Source organism: Kitasatospora sp. NPDC059327, assembly GCF_042752535.1.
Taxonomy (GTDB): domain Bacteria; phylum Actinomycetota; class Actinomycetes; order Streptomycetales; family Streptomycetaceae; genus Kitasatospora.
The window spans coordinates 1-20,883 of record NZ_JBHYYB010000095.1; the positions used below are offsets into that span (position 1 = coordinate 1).

Sequence of the window (20,883 nt, forward strand, 5' to 3'; positions counted from 1 at the left end):
TGGTCGACGGGGGGTGACGGGCGGTCGGCGGGTTGTGCGGGGAAGGTGGTCCGGTGACCTGGCCCGGGGTGGCCCGCACCACAGCCCTCACCCGTTGCGGAGCGGTAATGTACGCACGGTGACGAAGTCAGGCCCCACAGCACCCCCGCGCACACCTCCGAGGGGCCGGCGGCATTTCGGTGGTGGCCGTCATGATCCGTGAGTGACCGGCTCTGACCGCACGTTCTGGCACGGATCTGGCACGGGCCCACGGCATCCGGTCCATCTAACGGACGACTGGTCCCCTCCCGGCTCGCCAGTCGTTGATCCGCTTTCTGATGCTCGGGACCATGGGCAGGCCGTCCACATCGGCCGGCTCGAACCATGCGACCTCGAACGACTCGTCGGACACACGGAGGTCTCCGCCCACGGGCCGGGCCAGTAGGCAGATGGAGAACTCCCGGCGCACTTCGCCGTCGTCGTAGGAAAAGACGTGGCCGGGGTTGGTGTAGGTCCCCACGATGCCCGTGATCTCCACGTCGATGCCGGTCTCTTCGACGGTCTCCCGGATGCCGCACCCTGCCAGTGATTCGCCCAGCTCCATCTTCCCGCCGGGTAGTGCCCACATCCCGTTGTCGCTGCGCCGTTGGAGCAGGACACGGCCGTACTGGTCCACCACGACCACCGAGGCGGCGGGGACGAGGCTGTTGGGCTTCGGTGCGTTCGGGTCGTCCTCGTAGTCACGCCTGGCCATGGTGTGCTGCCTCCCAGATGTTGCGCCCGCGACTCCAGAGCTCTTCCACGTGATCGGCGAACCGGTCGAACATGCCGTCGTGCTGGGCTCACTCATCGTCACGGCGATGCGGGTGGACAGGGTGAGCGGGACGCCTTCCTCGGCCTCGCGGGCCCGGGTGACCGGGCTGTCCGGATCGCCGATCAGGAACCTGACCCGGCAACCGGTCTGAACCTTCCGGCGGAGCGCGCCGGCCAGGTTCGCCTGTTCCAGCCACAGGAAGTAGTTGGTGTATCCCGCGAAGGTCAGCTCTCGCTGCGCCCTGGTGATGAGCGACCGCCAGAGTGAGGCGGGTGCCGCTGATCGATAGGGGAACACCTGAATGACCTCGGCGCGGCCGACGCCGACGACGCGATCGCGCAGCTGACGGCCCTGGGCTTCCCCCCCGGGCACCCCGGTGTACATGGACAACGAGCACTACGCCCCGCAGTACTCGGGGCTGGTGCTGGGCTACCTCTGCGCGTGGACCACACAGCTGCACGCCCGGGGCTATCGGTCGGGTGTCTACGGCAGCGCCGGCAGTACGATCTCCGACCTGGTCGCCCACTACTCCTCCTACGCGATGCCGGACGTCATCGACTTCGCGGCGTGGCCGGGCAGCGGTGGCACCAGCACCTCGGACCCGGCGATCCCGGACCACCTGTGGGCGAACCACCAGCGGATCCACCAGTACACCGGGGGTCGCGACGAGACCTACGGCGGCATCACCCTCAACATCGACGCCGACTACCTGGACGTCCGGTTGGCGGCCGTCGGGGCGGGGTGGGACGACTTCGGCGACGGCCGGCAGAATCCGGCGATCGGCCGGCAGGCGAACGGCGCGATGATCGCGTTCGCGGTCTCGCCGGACCAGCAGGGGCTGTACTACCGCGAGCAGACGGCGCCGAACAGCGGCTGGGGCTCCTGGCAGCGGCTCGGCGGCCCGGTGGGCGGCCTGCCGGTGGTCGGCAGGAACCCGGACGGGCGGCTGGAGCTGTTCGTCCTGGGCCCCGGCGGGAGCGGTGTCCGGCACATCTGGCAGAACACCCCGAACGGTGCCTGGAGCGGCTGGGACCCGTCCTTCGGCCCCGCGGCCTCGGGTGTGGCGGTCGGTCAGAACGCCGACGGCCGCCTGGAGGTGTTCGCGGTGGCGCCGGACCGGAGTGCGATCTCGCACATCTGGCAGACCGCGCCCAACGGTGGTTGGAGCGGCTGGAACGCCGATGGCACCTTCGGCGGCGCCGCCTGGGTCGGCCCGTGAACCCTTCGAGAGGAGCAGTCGAGTCCGAGATGTCATCCTTCACCCCTTCCTCCGGGCGTGCGTCGCACCTGCCCTGGACCGCGGTCCGGGCCCTGCTGACGGCCGTCGCCCTCGTCCTCGCCCTCGCGGGCACCGGCCTCGCGACCGCGGACAGGGCCTCCGCCGCCTCGGCCCTCGGCGGCCCGATCACCCGCGGCGAGATCATCGCGCGGGCCCAGTACTGGGTCGACCACCAGCCGGGCCCCTACGACCAGGGCGGCTACGCACCGGGCCCCGGTGGTGACTTCGACTACCGCCGGGACTGCTCGGGCTATGTGTCGATGGCCTGGCACCTGGACGCCAACGCCTGGACCGGGTCGCTGTCGGACACGTACTCGTTCGCCATCGAGCGCGGTGACCTGCGCCCCGGCGACATCCTGGACAACTACAGCGAGCACGTGTTCCTCTTCGACCGGTGGCTCGACGGCGACGGTGGCTTCTCCTACTACTCCTTCGGATCGACGCCGGTCCGGCACCTCACCGCCAACATCGGCGACAGCTCGCTGGACGGGCACCCCAGCAGCTCGTTCAGCGCGCGCCGCTACCACAACGTCGTCGAGGACAGCGCGGCCACGCCGCATCCGTCTCCGTCCGGCCGGATGGTGTCCGGCCGCGACGCGGACGGCCGGCTGGAGACCTTCGCGGCGGGCGCGGACGGTGTCTGGCACACCTGGCAACTGTCGGTCAACGGCGGCTGGTCGGAGTGGGTCAACGAGGGCGGCCCGGCCAACGCCCAGCTGGCGATCGTGCCCAACCGGGACGGCCGGCTGGAGCTGTTCGCGCTCAACGGGAGCACGCTCGACCACACGTGGCAGACCGCGCCGAACGCGGGCTGGTCGGGGTGGGCCGGGCTCGGCGGTGGCGGGACCCGGATCACGGCCGGCGGCAACGCCGACGGTCGGATCGAGGTCTTCGCCTCCGGCCCCGCCGGGGTGTTCCACACCTGGCAGACCGCGCCCAACGGGGCGTTCGCGGCCTGGGCCGGGCTCGGCGGCCCCGCCGGCGCGCGGCTGCAGATGGAGAGCGCGCCCGACGGCCGGCTGGAGGTGTTCGCCCTGTCGGACACCACGTTCGGCCACCTGTACCAGACCGCGCCCAACGGCGGCTGGTCGAGCTGGGACCCCTTCTGCGGCGGCGGTCGTGCCCTGACGGTCAATCACAACACCGACGGCCGGCTGGAGGTGTTCACCTCCGGCGCCAACGGGGTGTTCCACCGCTGGCAGACCGGCCCCACCAGCTGGTCGGAGTGGACCGCGACCGGTGGGGGCCCGCGAACTCCGAGCTCTCCTCGGCGCGTTCGGTCGACGGCCGGATGGAGGTGTTCGCGATCAACGGCAGCACGGCCACCCACCTGTGGCAGACCGCGGTGAACGGCGGCTGGTCGAGCTGGGAGACCTTCGGCACCGGCGGCACCGGGATCGCGGCGACCACCAACCAGGACGGCCGGCTGGAGGTGCTGGGCGGCAACGCGTCCGGGGTCTTCCACCGCTGGCAGACCGGCTTCAGCGCCTGGTCGGGCTGGACCTGGCTGAACTCCACGGCCGGGCCGGCGCTGGCCTGACGGGCACGGTGCGGGGGCGTACCGGCGGGCCCTCACCGGCGCCGGCCGCACCGACAGGGCCCGCGCCGACAGGGCCGGCACCGAAAGGACCCGCACCGACAGGGCTCGCCCGGGCGGCAGAAGCCGCCGCCCGGGCGAGCCCCGGGCCTGACCCGCGAGCCGCGGGTCAGGCCAGCGGGCGGCAGAGCAGCGCGTCCGGGACCCCGCCGTGCAGCCAGCGCCAGGTCATCGCGACCCCCGCGAGGTACTCGCCGGCGGCACACTGGCCCTTGTAGTACCCGGGCGCCCAGTCACTGGCCGCGGAGTCCGCCCCCGTGGCGGCCGGTGGCCGGTTGTCGCCCCGGTCGAACCAGAGGACCCGGCCCGTGGTGGGCAGCGCGCCGGTCGTCGGAGCGCACAGCAGCGCCGCCATCGCGTTGCTTCGGACGCTGTAGCCGACGGCGAGGTGGCCGGCCGGGCACTGGAGCTTGTCGTAGCCCGGGGCCCAGTCGCCGCCGGTGACGTAGCGTTCGTCGGTCACGGTGACCCAGCCGTCCGGTCCGGTGGTGGGCTGTCCGGCATCGGTGCACAGGCCGCGGCCGTCGCCGCGGCCCAGGCCGATCAGGCGCTGACCGTCCGGGCAGTTGCCCTTGCGGTTGCCGCCGCTCCAGTCGGGCAGGGCGAGCATCCGCCGGGACACGTTCTGATCGGCGTGGTCGAGGTCGAGCAGGTTCCAGCGCGCCGACTCGGGCACCGGGCCGCTGTAGGAGGGGGCCGTGACCAGCCGGTTCCAGTCCGCGGCCCGCCAGTCGCCCGGGTCCTCGACGCTGAGTCGGCGGCCGGCCCGGTCGTAGTGCAGCAGGGCCCAGCTGTCCTGGGGCACGCCGTCGTTGTGCCAGCCGATCAGCGGCCAGACGGCGAAGTCGGCGTCCCGGGCGGCGAGGATCGCCGTGAAGCGGTCGAACCAGGCCTGTTCCTTGGCGTCGGTCGAACCGCGCCCGCCCGCGCCGAACTCGCTGATCCAGACCGGAGCGGTGAAGTGCTGCCCGGCCCGGGTGACGAAGAGCGCCTCCTCGTCGACCGCCGCCGCCAGCTGTTCGGGGGTCAGGTCCTGGTAGCGCGGATCACCGGTGGACCCGGGGCCGCTGCCCGCACCGGTGTTGGCCGATCCGGTGTAGCCGTAGAAGTGGGCCGCGTAGACCAGCTTGCCGGAGTCGATCAGGGTGTGCGAGAGGGTGGCGACGGGCTTGAGCATCGGGCGGCCGTGGGGCAGGCCGGCCAGCGGGATGCCCTGCCAGTTGATGCCCTCCATGATGATCAGCAGGTCGGGCGAGGCCTGGAGGATCCGGTTGCCCGCCTCCTCGAAGGCGGCGTACTCGTCGTGGCTGTCGCCCAGGCCCCAGTTGGGGTCGTCCCAGGTGTCGCGGCGGACTTCGTTGCGCAGGTCGGCGCCGACGACGCGCTTGTTCGCCCGGTACCGGTTCGCCATGAACAGCCAGTCCTCCTCCCACTGCTGGGTCGACTGGCCGCTGTTCCAGCGCTCGTTGCCGTCCAGGCCGCAGCAGAAGCGGTAGCCGGTGGTGTGGTTGTTGAGGACGACGGCGAAACCGTCGGCGGTGAGGGCCGCCACCACGGCGTCGTAGACCTGGAGCGGAGTGCTGCCGCGCAGCCGTGGGTTGGCGGCGACGGCGACGTCCGGGACGACCGTGCTGTCCCGGATCATCGCGTCCGCGAAGGGAAGCCGGACGCTGTTCAGCCCGAGGCTGTGGAAGCCGGCCATGATCTCGGGCAGCGGCGCCCGGTCCAGGCCCAGCGGCAGGTTGTACGAGACCTGGCCGGCCTGGTTGTTCGCCGGGTCGGTGGTGCTGCCGCTGCCCTGCCAGGTGCCCTGGGCGCCGGACCAGTTGCCGGATCGCAGCTTGAACCGGTCGCCGGTGGCGTCGACCACGTAGCGGCCGCGGGTGCTCAGCGGGCCGGTCCAGGAGGCCGCCAGCTGAGCGCCGGTGAGCACCTCGGGGACGGCCGCCGCTGCGGTGACGCCGGGTGCCCCGGGGGCCGGCGCCGCCGGGGCGGTGCCGGGTGAGGCCAGGACACCCAGGGAAAGGGTCGTCGCCATCGTCGCCACGGACAGCATGCGCAGGGCAAGTCTTCTCATGGTCATCCCGAACTGGTGAGGGTGGTGAACGCCGGTCGCCCCCGCCGGGGACCGGTTCCGCATGTACACGGTCACCCGGGATCCTGGCACATCCGGGGGCCGCCCGGGAGGCCGCGATCCACCGCTTCCCGCCCGGCGTTCCCGCCCCGTGTTCCCGCCCGGCGGCCGGACGGGACGGCCGGGTCACCGGGCGAGAACGCGCCGGAGCCAGCGGGTCCGGGCCTCCCGGGCGTCCCGTGCGACGGCCGACCGCGGTGCGATGGTGTCGAAACCGTGGAACGCACCGGCCCAGACGTGCAGTTCGGCCTCGCCGCCGGCCTGCCAGAGCGCCTGGGCGTAGGCCACGTCCTCGTCCCGGAAGGTCTCGGCGGATCCGACGTCGAGGTAGGCCGGGGGCAACCCGGTGAGGTCGGTGGCACGGGCGGGAGCCGCGTAGGGGGAGAGGTCCGCGGCGCCGTACCGGTCGCCCAACAGGGCCTGCCACGCGGTGGCGTTGGAGACGCGGTCCCAGGTGTCGACACCGGCCATCTGCCGGCTGGAGAAGGTGGCGTCGCGGTCGTCGAGCATCGGGCACAGCAGCAGTTGCCCGATCGGGGTGGGCCCACCGCGGTCCCGGGTGAGCAGGGCGAGTGCCGCGGCGAGCCCACCGCCGGCGCTCTTGCCGCCGAGCACGACGCGGTCCGCGTCGACGCCCAGCGCGGCGGCGTTCGCGGTGGCCCAGACGAGGCCGGCGTAGCAGTCCTCCACCGGTCCCGGGTGTCGCGCCCGGGGGGCCAGCCGGTACTCGACCGAGATGACGGCCAGCTCCAGGGGGAGGGACCACTCGCGGAGCAGCTGTGGCAGGACGGACCACGCGTTGCCCATGATCATTCCGCCGCCGTGCAGGTAGTACAGCAGCGGCAGCGGCCGGGTGATTCCGGCGGGCCGCGCGCTCACCAGGGTGACCTCGGGCCCGTCCGGGGCTCCCGGCACCCGTAGCTCGGTCACCTCGAACCGGCCGTCGGCCCGTAGGTCGCGGAGGGTCGGCCTGGGCCGGGCCGCGGCGTCCCGCTGCTGGCGGACCGCCAGGTTCTCCGGGGTGACGGGCGCCCGGACCTCGTCGCCCAGAGCCGCCAGCGCGGCGCCCAGCTCGGGGTCGAACGGGGGCGCGACGCGGACCTGCGGAGCGGAGCCGGGCCCCGGGGGCAGGTCGGCGGCCGTCATGCCGTGCCGTCCCGTCGGGCCCGGAGACGTGGGTCGGCCTTGCGGTCGGGTCGGCTCGCCGGGTGGGCGGAGGCCGGGGCCAGGGACGGGTGCGGGTGGGGGTACTGGCACGGGTACGGGTACGGGGAGAACGTCGTGGCGAGGTCCATGAGGCGTAGTCAATCACCCGTCGTGGTGGGGGCCACGGCTCCCGGTGGCGGCCCGTCCCGCCCGGCGTCCCGCCCGGTCCAGCGGGTGGAGGTGGGGCCGGTGGAGCGGTGGAGCGGTGGAGGCGGGGCCGGTGGAGCGGGTGCCGGTGCGTGGGCTGACAGCGCGTTGTGCGCGGGTTGCCAGCGGCAGGCCGGAGGCTGAATCCGTCGGCGCCGCTCGGGCCGGCACCCGGTACGGAGGAGAGGAACGTTTCATGACCCGTGGTGAGTTCTCGTCGGACCGCGCGAGGTGGTCACGCCGGCTGCGGCTGGTGCCGGCCGTGGTGACGGTGTCCGGGCTGGTCCTGGGAGTGGCGACACCCGCGCTGGCCGGTCCCGCACCGGCGGTGCCGGCCGCGCGGGCCGGGGCGGCCCGGGACGGGGTCGAGGAGCAGCGGACCCGGCTGACCCGGCTGGCCCGCGAGCTGGTGGCGGCCGGGGCGCCCGGGGTGATCGTCCGGGTGGACGACGGCCGCGGCCGGCCGATCGAGATCGCCGAACAGGCCCCCTGGGCCGCCCGGGACCACCGGCTCGACGCGGGCGACGAGTTCCGGATGGGCTCCAACACCAAGACCATGATGGCCGTCCTCGTGCTGCAACTGGTCGCCGAGGGCCGGGTCGGCCTGGACGACCCGGTGGAACGCTGGTTGCCCGGCCTGGTCCCGAACGGCGGGGCGATCACCGTGCGGATGCTGTTGAACCACACCAGCGGCCTGTTCGACTACACCGATGACGCGGCCCTGCGCCCGGCGGTCCTCGGCACGGACCCGCGACGCTGGAGCTCCGCGGAGCTGCTCGCGGTGGGCGCCCGGCACGAGCCGCTGTTCGCCCCGGGGGCGAAGTGGTCCTACAGCAACACCAACTACGCGGCCGTCGGCGCCCTCCTCGAACGGGTCACCGGCGCGAGCCCGGCCGACCTGATCCGGGACCGGATCGCCCGACCCCTGGGCCTGCGGCACACCTACCTCGCCACGGACGGCGGCTGGCGCGGCCGCTACGCCCGGGGCTACGAACCGGACGCCGCCCACATGCCGCCGGGCGTGCCCGACGAGTTCAGGACGGTCGCCGGAGTGCCGCACGACGGTCAGGTGGATGTCTCCGGCAACAGCCCGAGCTGGGGCGGCGCCGCCGGCGCGGTGGTCTCCACCGCCCGGGACTGGTCCCGCTTCTACACGGCGCTGATGTCCGGCCGACTGCTGCCCGCGGCCCAACTCGCCCAGCTGCGCACCACCGTGCCGACCGATCCGGCGCACCCGGTGGACGGCCCCGGCTACGGGCTGGGCATCGTGAGGGCGCCCAGCCCGTGCGGCACCGTCTGGGCGCACGAGGGGGGTATCACCGGGTACTCCAGCGCCAACTACACCGACGGCCCCGGCGGCGTCACCGCCACCGTGCTCGTCCCGACGGAGTTCCGGTACGAGTTCGAGGCCGATCCCGAGCTCGCCGAGGCCGACCGGGCGCTGCAGGTGGCCGCGGTCTGCGCCATGTTCGGCAAGCCGGTGCCGGCCGACACCGGGGCGGCTCAGTCCGGCTGACCGGGGTGGGCCGGCTGACCGGGGTGGACCGGGTGACCGGGCTGGGCCGGGTGCGCCCCGGGCCCGGCGCCCGCCCCGGCGCGGCGGGCATTCCCGGACGCGGGTCCGGGGGCCGTGAGGGTCGTGGTCACCAGGCTCCTGGCCGCGGTGCGTGACAGCGCCGAGCCCGCGGCGTGGGCCACCGCGAACCCGGCGGACCCCAGGGCGGCGGAGGCCCGCCGGGCGATGCCCCGCGCGTCGGGGTCGTCGGGGTCCTCCGCGCCCCGCAGCGCGGTGGCGGCCCCGAGTAGCCGGGCGGCGTCGCCCGGCCGGGCCCGGGCCAGTTCGGCCCCGGCCACCACCACGGCCAGCCCGGCCGCGACCGGGGTCTCCCAGGCCAGCACCAGGTGCACCGCCGGGTGGTCGAGCCGGCGCAGCGCGTCCTCGGGGCGCCCCTCGGCCGCGTCCGCCCGGGCGAGCACGCCCAGCAGCAGGGCGGTCAGGTGCGACGGGGGCGCCTGACCGGAGGGTGGCGCGGCCAGGCCGGCCCGGGCGTGCTCACGGGCCGGCCCCGGCTGCCCGGCCCGCCACTCCAGCCGGGCCAGTCCCAGCCGCACCTGCGCCCACAGCTCCGCCGACCCGCTCTCCGCGACCTGGTCGAGCAGGGCCGCCAAGCGCTGCCGACCGCCCGTCACATCCCCGGTCCGGGCGAGGATCAGCGCGGCCTCCACCTCGTTCTCGACCGTGTACTCCCGCATGCCGAGCTCCTGGAAGTACCGGGTGGCCCGCTCGTTCATCGCCAGTGCGGCGGCCGGATCGCCGGACCGTTGCCGGACCGCCCCGAGGGCGCTCAAGGTGGTCGCCAGGCCCCAGCGTTCGCCGAGTTCCTCGAAGCCGGTCAGCGCGCGGGTGAGCAGCCGGTCCGCCCGCGCGAGATCCCCGGCCAGGAGGGCCAGCCGGCCCCGGACCGCCCACCCGAACGAGCGGCTCCACGGGTCGGGCGCTCCGTCACCGCAGTCGGCCGCTGCCGCGCTCCGACCGGGCGCCGCCGGGGCGGTGAGCGCGGTGGCCGACCGGGCTACCTCCAGCAGGGGGTGGGCCGTGCGGTCGACGCCCTCCAGCGCCGGCCCGATCCGGCCCAGGGCGGCCGCGGCCTCCTGCGGCCGGCCGACCTCCGCGGTGCCCAGCGCGTGCGCGACCAGCACCAGCGCGCGGGCCACCGGATCGGCGGGCCCGGGTAGCTCCAGGACGGCGCCGAGCAGGTCCAGCGACTCCGGAGGGTTGCCCCGCATCGACCAGAACCAGCTCAGCGCGGCACCGAACCGGACGGCCGTGGCGGTGTCGCCGGCCGCGATCGCCCGCCGGATCGCGGCCAGCAGGTTGTCCCGCTCGGCCGACAGCCGGGCCAGCCAGCGCAGTTGGTCGCGGGTGCGCAGCCGGGGTTCCGCGCTTTCGACCAGGTCGAGGAGGAACCCGAGGTGCCGGCCGCGGGCGGCCTCGACCCCGGCGTGACGGGAGAGCTGCTCCAGGCCGTACTCCCGGATCGTCTCCAGCATCCGATGGCGCAGCTCGCCCGCGTCGGTGGCCCAGACCGGATGCAGCAGGGACTTGTCGACCAGCGCCGCCAGCAACTCCCGGACGTCGCGGATCCGGTGGCCTTCGGCGAGGAGCCGGCCTTCGGCGAGGTGGTGGCCTTCAGCACGGTGGTGGCCTTCAGTACGGTGGTGGTCGGTGGTGCTGTGCCCGGTGGTGCCGTGGTGGTCGGTGCCGTCCTGGTGGCCGGGCCCGGCCACCGCCAGCGCCGCGTCCTCCGTGAAGCTGCCGGGTACCACCGCCAGCCGTTCCAGCAGCTCCCGCTCCTCGGCGGGCAGCAGCTCCCAGCTCCAGGCCATCACCGCGCGCAGCGTCCGGTGCCGGGGCAGCGCGGTGCGGCTGCCGCCGGTGAGCAGCCGGAACCTGTCGTCCAGCCGGGCCGTGACCGCCTCGATCGGCAGCGTGCGCAGCTGCGCCGCAGCGAGTTCGATCGCCAGCGGCAGGCCGTCCAGGCGCCGGCAGATCTCGACCACCGCCGTCAGGGTGTCGCCGTCCAGGGCGAAGCCGGGGCGGACCGCGGCGGCGCGGTCCTGGAACAGCCGGACGGCCGCGCAGCCACGCGCCTGCTGCGCCGTCGAGCCCGGCGCGGGTAATTCCAGGGGGAGCACCTGGTGCAGGCTCTCACCGTCGATCCGCAGCGGTTCCCGGCTGGTGGCCAGGATCCGCAGTCGGGGGCAGCGCGCGAGCAGGGTGGTGGCCAGCGTCGCGGCGGCCTCCACCACGTGCTCGCAGTTGTCCAGGACGAGGACCAGGTCGTCGTCCGCGAGTTCCTCGACCAGGCGGTCGAGGACGCCCTCGCCGAGGCCGAGGCCGGGGGCAGGGTCGGGTTCGGGCTGCCCGGTGCGTGGCGGCGCGCCGGCCTCGCGCGTACGCAGGGCGTCGAGCACCGCGCCGGCCACGCCGTCCGGGCCGACCGGGGCCAGGGCGACGAACCACACCCCGTCGGACGGCGTGAGGCGGTGTCCGCCGGCGCTCGCCAGCCGGGTCTTGCCGGCTCCGCCGGGGCCGACCAGGGTGACCAGCCTGGCCCGGTCGAGCAGCTCGACCACCCGGGCGAGGTCGTCCCGTCGGCCCACGAAGCTGGTCAGCGGAGCGTCCAGGTTGCCGTGCGGCCGTGACCGGCCGGCCGCCGGGCGGTCCGTCCGGTGCTGCCGGGGCAGGTCGCCGCGCAGCACGGCCAGGTGGGCCGCCCGGAGCCGGGGCCCCGGGTCGCTGCCGAAGGCCTCGGCCAGCCGGTCGCGCACCCGCTGGTAGGCGGCCAGCGCCTCGGCGCCCCGGCCGTCGGCGGCCAGCGCGCGGATCAGCTGGGCGTGCAGCTGTTCGTGCAGCGGGTGGTCCGCCGTCAGTGATTCGAGTTCGGCGACCAGCTCGGGGCCGGGCCCGAGGGTGAGATCGGCCTCGATCCGGTCCGCCAGGGCGGCCAATCGGGCCCGCCCGAGCCGTTCGGCCTCGGCCTCGGCGAACGGCGCCTCCCGGATGTCCGCCAAGGCGGGGCCCCGCCACAGACCGAGCGCCTCACGGAGGGCGGCCGCCGCCTCGGCGGTCTGTCGCTGGTCCAGCAAGTGCCTTCCCGAACGCGCCAGTTGCTCGAACCGTACGCTGTCCACCGCGGCCGCCTCGACGGTCAGCCGGTACCCGGCCGGTCCGGCGGTGAGCAGGCCCGGGCCGCCCAGGACGCGCCGCAGCCGGGACACCAGCGACTGCAGGGCGTTCGCCGGGTCGGCCGGCGGTGCGCCGGCCCACAGCGCCTCGGTCAGGACCTCCGGCCGGACGGCCCGCCCGGCGTCCAGCGCCAACCGGGCCAGCAGGGCCCGCAGCCTGGGGCCGCCGACCGGCACGGGGCCGGCGTCGAGGTCCAGCACCAGGGGTCCGAGAAGGCCGACGCGCACCCGCCCACTATCCCAGCCCCGCCGGTTCGACCGTCAAGCCGATGGGCTCCCGGCCTCGGGCCGGGGGCGTCGGTGGACGCGGGAGCGGGGGGCGTCGGTGGACGCGGGGCGGGCGTACCGGGCCGCCCCCCTGTGCCCCGGTCCCGCAGGCGGGCCCGGCCCCGCCGGTCGGGGACAATGACGCCCATGACCACCACCCTCGATCACCCCGCCGCCGTCGCGGCGGAGACCGCCCGCTTCGTGGCCGTCGTCCGCGCCGCCGATCCGTCGACCAAGGTGCCCACCTGCCCGGACTGGACGATGACCGACCTGGTGCGTCACGCCGGCAGCGTGCAGCGCTGGTTCACCGTGCTGCTGCGGCAGCGGATCCAGGAGCCGCCGCGCGGCCGCGAGGTCGACCTGCGACTGCCGGAGCGGCCGGAGGGCTATCCGGATTGGCTGGCCGAGGCCGCGGCACAGGCCGGAGCGGAGTTCGCCGCGGCGGACCTCGACGCGCCGATGTGGGCCTGGGGCGCCGATCAGCACGCCCGGTTCTGGGTCCGTCGGATGCTCTTCGAGACCCTGGTGCACCGCGTGGACGCGGAGCTCGCGCTGGGACTGCGTCCCGCGATCGATCCGGTGCTGGCGGCCGACGGAGTGTCGGAGTTCCTGGCCAACCTGCCCTTCGCCGCGGTCTTCGCGCCCCGGACCGCCCTGCTGCGGGGGGCCGACCGGAGCATCCGGTTCACCCGGACCGACGGGAAGGGGGACTGGCTGGTCCGGCTTCGGCCGGACGGCTTCGGCCTCGACGGTGACGGGCCCGCCCCGAGGGGTGCGCAGGCGCCGCCCGCCGACGCGACCGTGCGGGGCACGGCCGCGGACCTGCTGCTCCTGCTCTACGGCCGGCTGGACCGGGCCGACGACCGTTTCGAGGTGCTGGGGGACCAGGAACTGTTGGCGCACTGGGTCGCCAACTCCGCCTTCTGAGCGGCGGGGCGAGTGTGCGGCGGGGGGCGAGTGTGCGGCTGGGGGGCGGGTGCGCGGCTGCCCCGGGCGGGGCGCCGGATCAGAGCGCGATCCAGTACCGCCGCACGGGGCCGAACCCGGTGTCGCGGACGTCGTCGAGGACGCCGCCGTGCCGCGTGATCGTCTTCGCCGAGGCGAGGTTGTCGACCGCGCAGGTGACCAGCAGGCGGCGCAGGCCGACCCTCCGGGCCTCGTCGAGCATCCGGCCCAACGCCCAGCCGGCCAGTCCGCGTCGACGCGCGGAGGGCCGGATGCCGTAGCCGATGTGGCCGAACTCCGGGACGAAGTCGTCGGGCCCGTGGCGTAGGGCGATCCCGCCGAGCACCCGGCCGTCCTCGACGATCCACCGGTACCGGCAGCCCGCGCCGCCGGCCTCCGCCGGGTCCGCCGCGTCGGCCAGCCGGGCCACCCAGAGGGCGAACCCGACCGGGGAGCCGACCTCGTCGGACGGGAGCAGCCCGAAGCCGTCCTCGTGGACGCCCGGTCCCCACTCCTCGTGGGCCTCGGTCCAGGCGGTGTGCAAACGGGCGGTGGGCGCGATCAGTTCGGGCATACCGCGACGATACGGCCGGGGGTGCGGGCGGGGTGCCCGAAGCCCCGGGCCGGGGAGGCACCGGCGGAACGGGGCCGGGGAGGCACCGGAGGCACGGGCCGGGTACGACGCGACGGGCCGGGTGCCCCTGGCGCACCCGGCCCGTCGGGGAGCGCCGGTCAGACCCGGTCGGCCGCGATCAGGACGTACTGGAAGGAGCCGTCCTTGTAGGAGGAGATGAACGCCTCCTCGATGCCGGTGACCAGGGAGGAGGTCGCGCGGAGCTCCCAGTAGGGCAGGGTCGCCGGAGTCAGGTCGATGACGGCCTGCGGCACGAGCCGGTTGTCCGCCATGGCGCGCAGGTACTCCCGACGCGAGTGGATGTTGCACTCGAAGTGCGCGTTGATCTGGGACACCCACTTCGACGGCTGCCCGTAGGCGGGGTTCCAGCAGCCCGTGATGGTGACGTACCGGCCGCCGACCTCCAGCATCCGCGCGTGCTCGGCGAAGAGGTCGTGCAGGTCGACGTACATGCTGGACTCGTTGTTCCACGAGCCCGCCACCTTGCCGGTCTCGAAGGGCATGTCGAGCATGTTGCAGACCCGGGAGCGGACCGAGCCGTCGATGCCGAGCTCATGGGCCCGCCGGTTGCCGAACTCGGCCTGCTTGGCGGACAGGGTGACGCCCTCGACCTTGCAGCCGAAGCGCTGGTGGGCCATGACCATGGAGCCGCCGCGGCCGCAGCCGGCGTCCACGAGGGTGGCGTCGGGCGTGATCGGGCCCAGGTGGTCGAGGAGCACCTCGGCCTGTGCGGACTCCAGCCGGTGCAGCTCGGTGATCACCTTCTTCTCGCGCTCGCTGTCGGCCGGGTCCCCCAGCGAGGCGTGGTCGACGTCGCCGATCCCGTAGTGGTGGTGGTAGAGGCCGTCGACGTCACCGAGCCGTAGGTTGACGGGCCGTGCCTCGTGGTCCCAGTAGCGGGCGATGTCGCCCTGGTACGGCGTGGCCGGTCCGGGAATGACGCCGGTGGTCGTGGTGGGGATATCGGTCGTGGTCATTGGTCAGCTCCTTGGTTACCAGAAGTCGGGCAGGCTGTAGCGGTAGGTGTTGGTCCGGTGCCAGTAGTGGTTGGCGTCGATCCAGACGGCCACGCCGCGCAGGAAGCGCAGCAGGGCCGGGGCCGGGCAGGCTGCTGCCAGGGCGGCTGATTCGGCCTCGAAGGCGTGCATCAGGTCGTTGTGGACCTCGACCGCCTTCAGGTAGCCGTCGCGGTCGGTGCGGCCCTCCTGCTCGGCGATCACCACGGGCAGGTTCAGGTGCCGCCCGGGGGCGGCGAGTTCCTTGGTGTAGGAGTACAGGTCGTTGACGATCGTGGTGGCATTGGACCCGAGGGCGACGACCCGTTGCAGCGCGGGCAGCGAGTGGAGGTCGGCGGGCAGTTCGTATCCGCCGACGGTGTCCGTGATCGTCGGGCAGGGGCGGAAGTTGTTGAACTGACGCATCGCCAGGTACTCCCACACCGTGGGGACGTGGTCGGTCTGGGCCCAGGCGGCCTCGGCCAGGTAGCCCAGGTGCAGGCGCGCCATGTCGTGCCGGAACCGGTCCGTCTGGGAGGGGCTCGCCGCGGCGTCGAAGTACTCCATGGCGGAGCGGTAGGCCCGCCGGGGGGCGTCCGAGTGGAGGGACTCCTCCCAGGCCGGCTGGTACTCCGCGGTGGTGTGCAGGGGGTCGAGCGCGGTGTGGGCGAGCAGCAGGCGCCCGCCGAGGCCGATGGGCGAGCCGCCGTGGTCCTCGCAGTAGCAGTCGTCGACCGCGTTCTCGGCGACCATCAGCCGGGTGGCGATCATCAGGTGCTCGATGTCGGGGGCGTCGGGATGGCAGGCGACCATGTAGCGGCTCACCGAGAAGCCGTCGAACTGGTCCTCCCACTCCGGCGGATACAGCTGGACCTCGTCCATCGCCCAGGTCTTGATCCGGCGGCCTACCTCCGCCACGCGCTCCGGGTCGGGCTCCGGCACCGGGTGGTGGTAGAGGCCCGGAACGGGATCACCGGCCTGCGGTGCCGATGTTCGGCGGCCCGGGAGCAGGCCGGTCGTCCCCAGGCCACTGGGGCCGTTGAGAATCCGCTCCAGGGCGGTACGGCTCATGACCGTACCGCCGACGTCTCCGCGGTGGTCTCCGGTCCGGTGTTCATGGGCATGGATGGGCCTCCCTCCGAGCAGGACTGCGCATCATGACGGGTCGTCATCCGGCGCGACGCAAGGGGGATCCCGTAGGCGGTGCCCCCCTTGTCGTTCGCTGATCACGGTAGGTGGGGCGGCGCGGCACTAGGCGCTTCGCAGCGGTCGATCTACTCGATAGGGTGAATGTTGGCGAAGATCGGGTTTGAAGCGCTCCTGGTGCGGTTGGCGCTCTCGGCCGCGCTGCCGGCCGATCCGCAGCACGGCCGTGGACGGCGGGTCTCCGGGGCGGGGCCGGGCTCCTGCGTATGCGCATCTCGGGCGCGGCCCGACGCCCCCGGGGGCCCCGGGGGCGGGCGGCGGGTCGGCGGAGCGTCGGCGGAGGGCAACCCGTTCGGGGGTCGCCCCTGCTGGGCGGGCGGAGTGCCCGGCCCCCGGGTCAGCGCTCCGTGGGGCGCTCGCCTTCGGCCGGCGCACCCGCCGCCGTGTCCTCGGCCGCCGCGGCGTCCCGGCGGTCCAGGGCCTCGGCAGTCGCGGGGTACTTGCTGCGCAGCCGGTCCCGGAGCGAGAGGACCGGCCCGCCGGTCCCGGTGGAGTCGGTGAGGTCGGTGGGGTCGGTGGCGTGCTCGGCGGGTTCGGACGGTTCGGACGGTTCGGAGGGGTCGCCGGCCTCGGCGGGCAGAGCGGCCTCGGCGGCCGGGGCGGGCGAGGGAGGCCGGAGGGGCAACGGGGGCACCGCGTGCTCGGCGGGCGAACGCAGCCGCGCCAGCTCGGCCTCCAGCTCGGCGACGCGGGCCTTCAGCTGCTGCGCCTCCTGGGCAGCGTCCCGGTAGAGCTGCTTGTTGCGCTTGCCGACCTCCGAGAGGGTGTCCACCCGGTCCGCGAAGGCGTCGCGTTCGCCGGCGATCGGCAGGACGATCTGGCCGGCCACGACCGCCGCGATCCAGTCGACCCACTCGTTGATGCGCGTCGTGCCCGGCGGGCCGATCAGTTGGGCGTCCTGCAGCCCGGTGAGCATGGGACGGCGGATCATGTCGGCGATGCTCCGCTGCGGGCCGCTCTGTTCGGTCACGACTGCTCCTCGATGCATGCCCCGCGGTGGGGCAGCAGGTGCCGCCGGCGTCACGGTCCGCAGGGCAGGTGCCGGTCTCCTCGGCAGTCACCAGCCTATCGACCGGGCATTTCGTTCTCGCCGGTGGACGTGCTCCGGCGGGGCGGCGGGCGCGGCCCGGGTGTTTCGTGCCGGGTGTTCCGGGCCGGGCGGCCCGGAGTCAGGGTCGGTGCCGGAGTGGCGGAGTCGATCTTTCGTGGACGTCGGAGACCGGGGTAGTTCGTGCCGCCAGGGTCATTCGGCGGGGGCGCCGACCGGGCGGTCACCGGGTGGCCGTCGGCGGATCGGGCCATCGGGTCGTGTCCGGACGGGCAAGCCGGACGGGACCGTCGGGGCAATCGCCGTGGTGACGCGGTTTTCCGGTCTCCGATCCGCTGTGGTCAAGACCAGTCGGATCGCTCCGTCAGGCCTCTGACCTCCGGCGCAAGGCCTGGGTGTCGTGTACAGAGCGACCCTTGACGCGTTCTGTGGTTGCTGGTTGGGTTGCGCCGTGGCCTCACGGGAAGCACACGTATCTCACGCACCTCCCATGAATTCGACTCACAGTGATGCGATAGCCGTTGTCGGTCTGTCGTGTCGTTTACCCGGAGCGTCGACTCCGGACGAACTGTGGCGACTGCTCCGGCACGGTGAAACCTCTGTCACGGAGGTGCCGGAAGATCGCCGGGGCGAATTACCGGGGGACGACGGGCAAATGCCCGAAATCGACGGATCGATACCGCGGTGGGGCGGATTCCTCGACCAGGTCGACCGTTTCGACCCCGGCTTCTTCGGTCTTTCGCCGCGCGAGGCGGCCGCGACGGACCCGCAACAGCGGCTGATGCTGGAACTCGGCTGGGAGGCCCTGGAGCACGCCGGAATCGTTCCGGCGACGCTTGACGGCAGGGACGTCGGAGTCTTCTTCGGCGCGATCTGGGACGACTACGCGACCCTGCTGCACCAGCGCGGTCCGCAGGCCGTCACCCAGCACACCGTGACCGGGCTGCACCGCAGCATGATCGCCAACCGGCTCTCCTACACCCTCGGCCTGCGCGGGCCCAGCATGGTGATCGACACCGGCCAGTCGTCCTCCCTGGTCGCCGTGCACCAGGCCTGCGAGAGCCTGCGCCGGGGGGAGAGCGCCCTCGCCCTCGCCGGGGGAGTGAACCTCAACCTCGCCCCGCAGAGCGGCATCGCCGTCACGAGGTTCGGCGGCCTCTCCCCGACCGGGCGGTGCCACACCTTCGACGCCCGGGCGGACGGCTACGTCCGCGGTGAGGGCGGTGCGGTGGTCGTCCTGAAGCGGCTGGCGGACGCCGTCGCGGACGGGGATCCGGTCCACTGCCTGATCCTCGGCGGTGCGGTGAACAACGACGGCGGCGGCGAGGGCCTCACCGCGCCCAGCCGGTCGGCACAGGAGGACGTCCTCGGGCGCGCCTACCGCCGGGCCGGGGTGGACCCGGCGGACGTCCAGTACGTGGAGCTGCACGGTACGGGCACCAAGGTCGGCGATCCGGTGGAGGCCGCGGCCCTCGGCGCCGCCCTCGGTCGCCTGCGGGGCTCCCGCGACCCGCTGCCGGTGGGCTCGGCGAAGACCAATGTGGGGCACCTCGAAGGCGCGGCCGGAATCGTCGGGCTGCTCAAGGTCGCGCTGAGCCTGCGGCACCGGGAACTGCCGCCCAGCCTCCATTTCGAGACCCCCAACCCGCTGATTCCGCTCGACGCGCTCCACCTGCGGGTGCAACGGCGGCTGGGGCCGTGGCCGAGCCCGGAGCGGCCGTTGCTGGCCGGCGTCAGCGCGTTCGGCATGGGCGGGACCAACTGCCATGTCGTGCTAAGTGATTGGCCCGTGCTGCCGGTGGGCGAGTCGTCGGAGGACGAGGGCAGGGACGAGGCCCGGGAGGACGGCCCTGAGCCGGTCCGGGCCGTCCCGTGGCTGCTCTCCGGTCGCTCGGCGCCGGCCCTGCGGGCCCAGGCGGCCGCGCTGCTGGAGCGGCTGGACGAGCGGCCCGGACTCCGCGCGGCGGACGTCGGCCACGCGCTGGCCGTGACGCGCTCGGCCTTCGAGCACCGCGCCGCGGTGGTCGGCCGGGACGGCGCCGCACTCCGGCGGGGCCTGGCGGCGCTGGCCGGGGGCGAACGCTCGGCCGACGTCCTGACGGGGCGTGCGTACGGGCCGGCCCGGCTGGCGTTCCTGTTCGCCGGCCAGGGCAGCCAACGCCCCGGGGCCGGGCGGGCGCTGTACGACGAACACCCGGTGTTCGCCCGGGCGTTGGACGCGGTCTGCGAGCACGTCGACGCCGCCGCGGCGGCCGCGGTGGCCGCCGGCGGAGCGGCCGACCGGCCGCTGCGGGACGTGCTCTTCGCGGCACCGGGATCGGCCGCCGCCCTCGCGCTGGACCGGACCGGTTCCGCGCAGCCCGCCCTGTTCGCCGTCGAGGTGGCCCTGTTCCGCCTGCTGGAGAGCCGTGGGGTCCGGCCCGACTTCCTGCTCGGGCACTCCGTCGGCGAGCTGGCCGCCGCCCACGTCGCCGGGGTGTTCTCCCTCGCGGACGCCTGCACCCTGGTGGTGGCCCGGGGCCGGCTCATGCAGGCGCTGCCGCCGGGCGGTGCGATGGCGGCGATCCAGGCCGCCGAGCAGGAGCTGCTCCCGCTGCTGGCCGGCCGGGAGCACCGGGTCGGCCTCGCCGCCGTCAACGGACCGGAGGCGACCGTCGTCGCCGGGGACGACGACGAGGTCGAGCGGATCGTCGCGCACTGGCGGGCCGACGGGCGCCGGACCAGGCGGCTGCGGGTCAGCCACGCGTTCCACTCCCCGCACATGGACGCCGTCCTGGACGACTTCCGGAGCGTCGTGGCGGCCCTGGACCTCCGGCCGCCGACCCTGCCGATCGTCTCGACGGTCACCGGCGGGCTCGCCGCGCCCGAGGAGCTGGCCTCGGCCGAGTACTGGGTGCGGCACGTGCGCCGACCGGTCCGGTTCCTCGACGGCATGCGCCGGCTGGAACGCGAGGGCGTCACCGCCTTCCTCGAACTGGGACCGGACGGCACGCTCAGCACGATGGGCCGGGACTGTCTCGTCGAGCCCGACCGGGCGGCGGCCGCACCGGTGGCCGACCCCGTGCTGGTGCCCCTGCTGCGCAAGGACCGGCCCGAGTCCGACGCCCTGGTCACCGCCCTCGCCCGGCTGCACGTGCACGGCGTCGGGGTGGACTGGGCCGCGGTGTTCGCCGGGCACGGTGCCCGGCGGGTCGACCTGCCCACCTACGCGTTCCAGCGGCAGCGCCACTGGCTCGACGGCGCCGCCCGCCCGGCCGCCCCGGCCCCGTCGGCGACGTCTGTGACGGACCCCGGCGATCCGCTGCCGACGGACCCGGCCGACCTGCCGGAGCCCCGGCTCCGGTTGGACCGCACCCCGGCCGGCGACCGCGCGAGCGTGCTGCTCGACCTGGTGCGCGCCGAGGCGGCCGCCGTGCTCGGCCACGGCGACCCGGGCCCGGTCGATCCCGCGCTCTCCTTCAAGGACTTGGGCTTCGACTCGCTCACCGCGGTGGAGCTGCGCGACCGGCTCGGCACGGTCACCGGGCTGCGCCTGCCGACCGGCCTGCTGTTCGACCACCCGACGCCGGGCGTCCTGGCCGAGCGGCTGGGAGCCCTGCTCCTCCCGCCGGACGCGGGCACGGGCGACGAGGTCATGGCGCAACTGGACCGGCTGGAACGGTCCCTGGCGGCGATCGGGCCCGTCGGCGCCGAGCGGGAGCGGGCCGACGCCCGGTTGCGTTCCCTGCTGGCCGGCCGGCTGCCCGCCGACGGCGAGGACCCGAACCCGGACCGCTTGCGGACGGCGACGGTCGACGAGCTCTTCGCCTTCATCGACCGGGAGTTCCGCACCGCCTGACGCGCCCCGACGCGCGATGTCCGCACCTTCCGCACGGCCGTACCG

At 74.5% G+C, this 20,883-nt stretch carries 11 protein-coding genes and 2 pseudogenes; 5 read left to right on the forward strand and 8 right to left on the reverse strand.

The features are described from left to right. Positions 1-265: 265 nt before the first annotated feature. Positions 266-733 carry an NUDIX hydrolase gene (locus ACFXHB_RS36090; RefSeq protein ID WP_380579809.1) on the reverse strand — a complete coding sequence of 156 codons (468 nt, stop codon included), beginning with the start codon at positions 731-733 and terminating at the stop codon, positions 266-268. A 442-nt stretch (positions 734-1,175) separates the two neighbouring features. Here ACFXHB_RS36090 and ACFXHB_RS36095 point away from each other — a divergent pair, with 442 nt between their 5' ends. Together ACFXHB_RS36095 and ACFXHB_RS36100 are read left to right on the forward strand one after the other, a co-directional pair. Then, the gene (locus tag ACFXHB_RS36095) at positions 1,176-2,012 is read left to right on the forward strand and encodes a glycoside hydrolase domain-containing protein (RefSeq protein ID WP_380579785.1); all 837 of its coding nucleotides are present in this window, start codon (positions 1,176-1,178) and stop codon (positions 2,010-2,012) included. Positions 2,013-2,629: 617 nt separating this feature from the next. Further along, positions 2,630-3,612: pseudogene (locus tag ACFXHB_RS36100) on the forward strand (peptidase M23); the annotation flags it as partial. Between the two features lie 166 nt (positions 3,613-3,778). On the opposite strand, the gene ACFXHB_RS36105 reads toward ACFXHB_RS36100, so the two are convergent. Beyond that, entirely contained in the window at positions 3,779-5,752 is a 1,974-nt protein-coding gene (locus ACFXHB_RS36105; RefSeq protein ID WP_380579787.1) for a glycoside hydrolase family 5 protein, read from the reverse strand. Positions 5,753-5,929: 177 nt separating this feature from the next. Next, positions 5,930-6,949, reverse strand: coding sequence for an alpha/beta hydrolase (locus ACFXHB_RS36110; RefSeq protein ID WP_380579789.1), 1,020 nt, complete (start codon positions 6,947-6,949; stop codon positions 5,930-5,932). Between the two features lie 403 nt (positions 6,950-7,352). On the opposite strand from ACFXHB_RS36110, the gene ACFXHB_RS36115 reads away from it, so the two are divergent. Further along, the gene (locus ACFXHB_RS36115; RefSeq protein WP_380579791.1) at positions 7,353-8,672 is read left to right on the forward strand and encodes a serine hydrolase domain-containing protein; all 1,320 of its coding nucleotides are present in this window, start codon (positions 7,353-7,355) and stop codon (positions 8,670-8,672) included. Here the strand turns inward: ACFXHB_RS36115 and ACFXHB_RS36120 are convergent. Beyond that, positions 8,660-12,133: a BTAD domain-containing putative transcriptional regulator gene (locus tag ACFXHB_RS36120; protein WP_380579793.1), complete on the reverse strand. Its 3,474-nt coding sequence runs from the start codon at positions 12,131-12,133 to the stop codon at positions 8,660-8,662. The two genes, ACFXHB_RS36115 and ACFXHB_RS36120, sit on opposite strands and share 13 nt — an antisense overlap. A gap of 186 nt (positions 12,134-12,319) precedes the next feature. Here ACFXHB_RS36120 and ACFXHB_RS36125 point away from each other — a divergent pair, with 186 nt between their 5' ends. Then, complete coding sequence (locus ACFXHB_RS36125; protein WP_380579795.1) at positions 12,320-13,099, forward strand: maleylpyruvate isomerase family mycothiol-dependent enzyme; 780 nt, start codon at positions 12,320-12,322, stop codon at positions 13,097-13,099. 79 nt (positions 13,100-13,178) lie between these two features. On the opposite strand, the gene ACFXHB_RS36130 is transcribed toward ACFXHB_RS36125, so the two are convergent. The 4 genes and pseudogenes from ACFXHB_RS36130 to ACFXHB_RS36145 all read right to left on the reverse strand — a co-directional run bounded on the left by ACFXHB_RS36130 (position 13,179) and on the right by ACFXHB_RS36145 (position 16,922). Continuing rightward, positions 13,179-13,691 (reverse strand): GNAT family N-acetyltransferase, encoded by a 513-nt coding sequence (locus ACFXHB_RS36130; protein WP_380579797.1) that lies wholly within the window; start codon positions 13,689-13,691, stop codon positions 13,179-13,181. A gap of 158 nt (positions 13,692-13,849) precedes the next feature. Beyond that, complete coding sequence (locus ACFXHB_RS36135) at positions 13,850-14,728, reverse strand: geranyl diphosphate 2-C-methyltransferase (RefSeq protein WP_380579799.1); 879 nt, start codon at positions 14,726-14,728, stop codon at positions 13,850-13,852. Between the two features lie 15 nt (positions 14,729-14,743). Continuing rightward, positions 14,744-15,808, reverse strand: a pseudogene (locus ACFXHB_RS36140) (family 2 encapsulin nanocompartment cargo protein terpene cyclase); the annotation flags it as partial. Between the two features lie 481 nt (positions 15,809-16,289). Continuing rightward, the gene (locus tag ACFXHB_RS36145) at positions 16,290-16,922 is read right to left on the reverse strand and encodes a hypothetical protein (RefSeq protein ID WP_380579801.1); all 633 of its coding nucleotides are present in this window, start codon (positions 16,920-16,922) and stop codon (positions 16,290-16,292) included. Between the two features lie 568 nt (positions 16,923-17,490). On the opposite strand from ACFXHB_RS36145, the gene ACFXHB_RS36150 reads away from it, so the two are divergent. After that, a complete protein-coding gene (locus tag ACFXHB_RS36150) occupies positions 17,491-20,838 on the forward strand; it encodes a type I polyketide synthase (RefSeq protein ID WP_380579803.1) in 3,348 nt (1,115 codons plus the stop codon). The last annotated feature ends 45 nt before the right edge of the window (positions 20,839-20,883 follow it).

Coding starts and splice junctions, on each gene's coding strand:
- ACFXHB_RS36090 (WP_380579809.1), bottom strand. CDS start 733: ATGGCCAGGCGTGACTACGAGGACGACCCGAACGCACCGAAGCCCAAC.
- ACFXHB_RS36095 (WP_380579785.1), top strand. CDS start 1,176: ATGGACAACGAGCACTACGCCCCGCAGTACTCGGGGCTGGTGCTGGGC.
- ACFXHB_RS36105 (WP_380579787.1), bottom strand. CDS start 5,752: ATGACCATGAGAAGACTTGCCCTGCGCATGCTGTCCGTGGCGACGATG.
- ACFXHB_RS36110 (WP_380579789.1), bottom strand. CDS start 6,949: ATGACGGCCGCCGACCTGCCCCCGGGGCCCGGCTCCGCTCCGCAGGTC.
- ACFXHB_RS36115 (WP_380579791.1), top strand. CDS start 7,353: ATGACCCGTGGTGAGTTCTCGTCGGACCGCGCGAGGTGGTCACGCCGG.
- ACFXHB_RS36125 (WP_380579795.1), top strand. CDS start 12,320: ATGACCACCACCCTCGATCACCCCGCCGCCGTCGCGGCGGAGACCGCC.
- ACFXHB_RS36130 (WP_380579797.1), bottom strand. CDS start 13,691: ATGCCCGAACTGATCGCGCCCACCGCCCGTTTGCACACCGCCTGGACC.
- ACFXHB_RS36135 (WP_380579799.1), bottom strand. CDS start 14,728: ATGACCACGACCGATATCCCCACCACGACCACCGGCGTCATTCCCGGA.
- ACFXHB_RS36150 (WP_380579803.1), top strand. CDS start 17,491: ATGAATTCGACTCACAGTGATGCGATAGCCGTTGTCGGTCTGTCGTGT.